General features: G+C 63.3%; 6 protein-coding genes and 1 pseudogene. 2 read left to right on the plus strand and 5 right to left on the minus strand.

All coding sequences use genetic code 11. The annotated features are described in order from the left end of the window. Positions 1-239 precede the first annotated feature (239 nt). The 3 genes from ACWEFV_RS32290 to ACWEFV_RS32300 form a co-directional block, all read right to left on the minus strand. Positions 240-713: a hypothetical protein gene (locus ACWEFV_RS32290; RefSeq protein WP_214399155.1), complete on the minus strand. Its 474-nt coding sequence runs from the start codon at positions 711-713 to the stop codon at positions 240-242. Between the two features lie 105 nt (positions 714-818). Further along, positions 819-1241 carry a hypothetical protein gene (locus ACWEFV_RS32295; RefSeq protein WP_214399156.1) on the minus strand — a complete coding sequence of 141 codons (423 nt, stop codon included), beginning with the start codon at positions 1239-1241 and terminating at the stop codon, positions 819-821. Between the two features lie 140 nt (positions 1242-1381). Beyond that, positions 1382-1576 carry a hypothetical protein gene (locus tag ACWEFV_RS32300; RefSeq protein ID WP_214399162.1) on the minus strand — a complete coding sequence of 65 codons (195 nt, stop codon included), beginning with the start codon at positions 1574-1576 and terminating at the stop codon, positions 1382-1384. A gap of 370 nt (positions 1577-1946) precedes the next feature. Here ACWEFV_RS32300 and ACWEFV_RS32305 point away from each other — a divergent pair, with 370 nt between their 5' ends. Continuing rightward, positions 1947-2771, plus strand: coding sequence for an abortive infection family protein (locus ACWEFV_RS32305; protein ID WP_214399157.1), 825 nt, complete (start codon positions 1947-1949; stop codon positions 2769-2771). A 27-nt stretch (positions 2772-2798) separates the two neighbouring features. Next, positions 2799-2981: an antitoxin VbhA family protein gene (locus ACWEFV_RS32310; protein ID WP_214399158.1), complete on the plus strand. Its 183-nt coding sequence runs from the start codon at positions 2799-2801 to the stop codon at positions 2979-2981. Between the two features lie 84 nt (positions 2982-3065). Here ACWEFV_RS32310 and ACWEFV_RS32315 read toward each other — a convergent pair whose 3' ends face one another. Both ACWEFV_RS32315 and ACWEFV_RS32320 read right to left on the minus strand, forming a co-directional pair. Further along, complete coding sequence (locus ACWEFV_RS32315; protein WP_450073114.1) at positions 3066-3797, minus strand: hypothetical protein; 732 nt, start codon at positions 3795-3797, stop codon at positions 3066-3068. A 446-nt stretch (positions 3798-4243) separates the two neighbouring features. After that, positions 4244-4872 (minus strand): annotated as a pseudogene (locus ACWEFV_RS32320) (hypothetical protein); the annotation flags it as partial.

Consider the following 4872-nt stretch of genomic DNA (forward strand, 5'->3'; position numbering starts at 1 on the left):
ACACACGATCGACCTGCGCCACATACGCACCAACCGACCCGCCACTCACCCACCAAAACTAACCACCACCCCAAACCCCCAACCACACCCAAAACGGCTTAGTTGTGCGCGTGAATGCCGATCAATGGGGTTTGCTGGGTGGTCGAGCGGATGCGTGGAATGTGCGCAGTATCGCCCGCGATGGTGCTGGTCAGCTGGTCGAGCGGATCGAGCAGTAGCGATGTTGCTGCCGCGCTCGGCTACAGGTAGGCCGCCCGTAGCTGCTCAGCGCTGCGCTCGAAGTTCTCACGGGTAGTGGTGAGAACATCCTGTGCCGCTTCCAGCTTGGAGTCCATCGTCTCGACCAGCAACTTGAGATCGTGGGGCTCTGCGGTCTCAAGATCCTCGCCCGGCATGATCGCCGTGCCCTGTGACTGGGCGGTCTCCCGGATTGAGGCCATGTCGATGGCTGCCTGCCGGGCTGTCTCGGCGGCCGATTGAGCGGCGTCACGGATCGCCGCCTGCACCGCTTCAGTTTCGGCGGCCATCCGGGCATAGGTATCGGTCGCCTGGTCGAGCGCTTCGGCCAGCTGGCCGCCGCCGTCCGCCGGCGCTGCCGCGATGGTCGGCCGATCCAACCCGACCCACTCCACACCGCGAGACGGGTCAGGAAAGACCGATACGGCCGAAGCCAGCAAACGGTCTATCTGCGATACATAACCGCCGGCACTCACCGCTTCAGAATATCCGGTGACCAGCGGAGACCAACAGAGCCGGGAACCTAATTCCCCGGCTCAGCTAGGAGCCGTATCAATATCGCCGGCTGACCACCTCTGCACCTATTTGTGCATTCGCCGGGTGAACAGACCATCATCGTTGCGTTTGACCTTGATGCCGATCATCACCGGCTTCACCCGCAGCCCAGGATGAGGTTCGGGTGCACGCCGTGCCAACGACCGGGTCACCGTCGCCATCTCGTTGCTGACGAAGTAGGTCTCAGAGGCGCCGCGAATAGACGCCCGCATGGTTCCCCAAGGATCGATAGCAATCCAGAACGGTGGTTGGCCGGCCGAATCTTGCTTGGCGGCTTGAACCCAGGCGCTGTCGGGGTCGCCGCTCAGGTAGAAGCCTGGGAGCCGCGGCGCGGTGCTGCGCCGACCGAGCAGCACTTGGAGGTTCTTGGTGAGATCGCTTTGTTGTGCTGTATCGAGGGTGCCGACATGTTCCCACTGGCTGCCGGGTGTGTCGTTCTCGAAGGTCACCTCGGATGTCGTCGTTGAAATCCAAACCTCTGGCCTCATGCGGACATCGTGCCCAATCCCGGCGCCGCGGCGTCGACGATTCGATCGAGTGGGTGCTGAACGTGGCTACCCGCCCGTGGGGACGGGTAGCCCAGTCCACGTCAATCGCCACTGTCGTCCTGCCGTTTGTCGCCGCGCCGCATGTACGCAGCGACCACGCCACACACCGCAGTGATCGCGGCCGCCCCGATTCCGGCAAGCCCCTCGGTGCTGCCCGTGGCAGCGATGCAGTACGCGCACAGGGCCAGGTAGGCAAGCACGCTGGCCATAAGCGCCACGAGAACGAAGTTCTTCACGAAATTTCCTTCACGGTCGTGGGCCCGGCGCGGAAATGCCGGGCCTTCCCCTGTTCATGAGCCGGACGGCGACTTCTACAGATGGCGGGGCTGACACGCTGGTCACAGCGTTCGTTGGGAGATCGGACAAGCATGGAAATGACCGTATGGCCGAAACCCGGGCCATGGGACGACACGCCGGAGGGCTGCGCGACTGGACACACAACCCCCAGCACACCTGGGCGACGGTGGCGGCCACCGGACGCCAACACGGCGATTGTCCACACGGCTCGCCAACTACGAGCTATCGCCGTTCGCGGCGGCAGCGTGCGGCTCAAACACGCAGCGCATTCGATGTGACCTGTCCCGCGCCGAGGCTAGGTTGTAGCCCGTGAGCGATCTGATCGAGCTTGGAGCGGTACTAAGCGAGTTCTTCGACCGGGCAGGCCCATCGCACGACGAGCTGGACCAGGCATTCGCTCACCACAAGCTCACCGCCGGTGACCCCGGTCCCGGCGGCAAAGACCGGGATGGCCGACCCATCGGCAAAGTCAAGCGGGTGCGGCGAACCTTCCGGTACGCCGCCGACCATGACCCCGCCGCGGGCCTGGCCCTCGCGCAAGAGATCGTGGCCCTGCTACGTGCCGACGGCGCGTTCGCCCCGACAATGCCCAGCTACGCGGGGCAGGAAAAGATCAGCCGCCTGGTAGCACCATTTCGCCGTCTCGGGCTGACCCTGGCCGAGTCCGGTGAACTGCTACCCACCGTCATCGACAACCTTGCAGGCACCGAACTCACCGATGCTCTCCTGGGCTACGTACGTCGGATCAACCTCAACCCAGATGATCCGGCACTACAGATCGGCACGGGTAAGGAGCTCGACGAAGCCACAGCCCGCCACGTCCTCGTCGAGCGCACCGGCAGCTACCCGCAGGGCGGCCACCAAGGCAGTTTCCCCGTGACCCTCGCCAACGCGTTCGCCACACTGGGCCTGGAAGTCGGGCCGAACATCCAGCTCGACCCCGACCCGCACCGCGCCGTGCAGCAGTGCCTGTTCCTGTTGGGCACCGCTGTCAATCGACTACGCAACGACGCCGGAACCGGTCACGGCAAGCCCGGGCCGCCAACCAAGACGACACCGCTCACACCGGCCGAGGCCCGCCTGGTCGCGCGAGCAACCGCACTACTGGCCGGCGCCATGCTCGATGTGCTCTGAAGAACACGGATTGGAGGGGATGGCCAGATGACCGACGCGCGAAAAGTGCTGCGGCGGATCAAGACTGTCCGCGCCATCCGCCGCAGCTCCGAGCTGGAGGGCTCCCGCAGCACTGATGCAACAAGAGCCGACCAGGTCGCCTACGCCCGCGGCTCGATCACCGCGGCCGAACTCGCCGATCGCGTGCGCCGGCGGTACAACGCCCACTAGTCAGTGCTGTTGTTGTCGTTGTAGGTCGCTCAACCTTGAACTGATTGGTTCATCCCACCTACATCGCGCGACAGGACCAGCGCGTCATCGGTTCCCTCGGAATTGGATATCCACGTACTCCGCCTGAGCATGACTTGCGTGATCCCAGCCGAACGCCAGTACTTTCCGGCAGGAGTCGAAGTCCGACAGCATCCGTACGCCGGACGGGCGATGCCATGTGCGCGCTCCGTTACCCGCCTCCATGATCCCGGCTGCGAAAGTGAACGTGAATGCCCCAAGCGTGACGTTGGTAGACAAAAGGGTGTCCTGCTGGACTTCAGCACGGGTCTCTACCGCGACGCCGAATTCGCGCGCGAAACTTCTCGTCAGGGCACCCACGTACAGGCCCCACCCCTTTGGCATCAACCCGTCGCGAAAGAGGTAACGCATTAGCATGTCCCGCTCCCGCGGCACTTTGAAGTTTCCGGGGACAGCGTTACCTGCTGCTTTGTAACCCCATATCATCTTCAGCATCCAGCGTTCGAATTCTTCCCCGCTGACGAGGTCGAATTCACTTCCATGAGGGTCACGACCGCCGATCTGGGCCATTTGATATCGCTCCAGCGTCGCCTGAACCTGGATCCCAGCCCGATCGAGGCGAGACAGGGCCCGATTGTGTCTTTCGCACAGGATGTTTGACCCGAGTCCTCTGATCGGCAACCGCTGTGGTTTTGAGGAGGCTGGCTGGAAATGAAGATTACTGATCTCCACCATTTTCCCGTCGCCCACGTTCTTCAGGATTCCCGCGCTCATCGGATGTTCGAGCGACAGCTTCATCGAGCAGTCGTTCGTTGACGAGGCGTAACAGCTGGGATGGGCGTAGCCAGTTATTGGATCGGTCAGCAGAGGACGGTACGCGGGCAGCCGCCATCGTCCTGTCGGCCAATGGTAGTGGCATTCACCAGCTAATTGTCCTGTACCGCAGGGGCATTCATTGTTGGACCAGGCGCGGCGATCATCGGCATCATGGTGAAACTGCACTGGCCGCGTGTTCGGATTGTAGGGTTCCACAGTCCTCAGAACGATAACAGGCATGTTCACAGGTGATGACCCAATATCGACGAGGGAGTGGGGCTGACAGGCACATTCCTGGCAGCGAGGGTCTGGCTGGCTCGCTTGCCCAGTTTGCCATCGACTTTTGCAATCAAGTTGGCGGATCCGCCAACTTTCGTCGCCGCGTCGTTGACTCGTCGACGTCTACGACGCGGCTGAGGGGGTGGTGGTCATGCGGCCATGATGCTGTCGAAGAGGTGCTCAGCCTCCGATTTTCTTGACATGATTTCGCTCAAATACGCCGTGCGAGCCTGGGAGTCGGCGAACGCCTCCCCCGCGCTGTCCTCGCCGGGTCGCTGCTGCAGCCAGAAGATGTTCTTCCAAATGTCCGAGCTCGCACCGGCGGACGCGCGCATCTTGTCGAGGCGGTTGAAGAAGCCCTCGATGTTCTTGTTCGGATCGTCACGGCCGGCGTAACCCGTGTCCTGCTGGTAGATCCCGTGCCACGCTCCACCGCCGCCACTGGCTTTCGGGCTCAGACCGCTTTCCTGGATCGCGGTGGACAGCGCGGCGATAGTTTCTTCCCGAGAGTAGTTGCGGCGGTGGGCCTCCCAGATGATGCGGGCCGCCACCTCTCTGGGGCTCGAATTGCGCGTCAGCGGTCCGCCGAGGCCTGCCGGCAGCTGGCCGATGGCCGTACTCGCCGACGCAAGACGCGTCCGAGCAGACCCAGCCAACGAGCTCGGCAGGGACGATAAGGAGCTCAAGGCGTTGAGTCCGGGGATACCACCACCACCGCCACCTCCGGTGGGCATGCCGCCACCACCGAAGCTGGGCATCCCCATCCCGCCCATCATCC

Source organism: Mycobacterium sp. NPDC004974 (assembly GCF_053600815.1).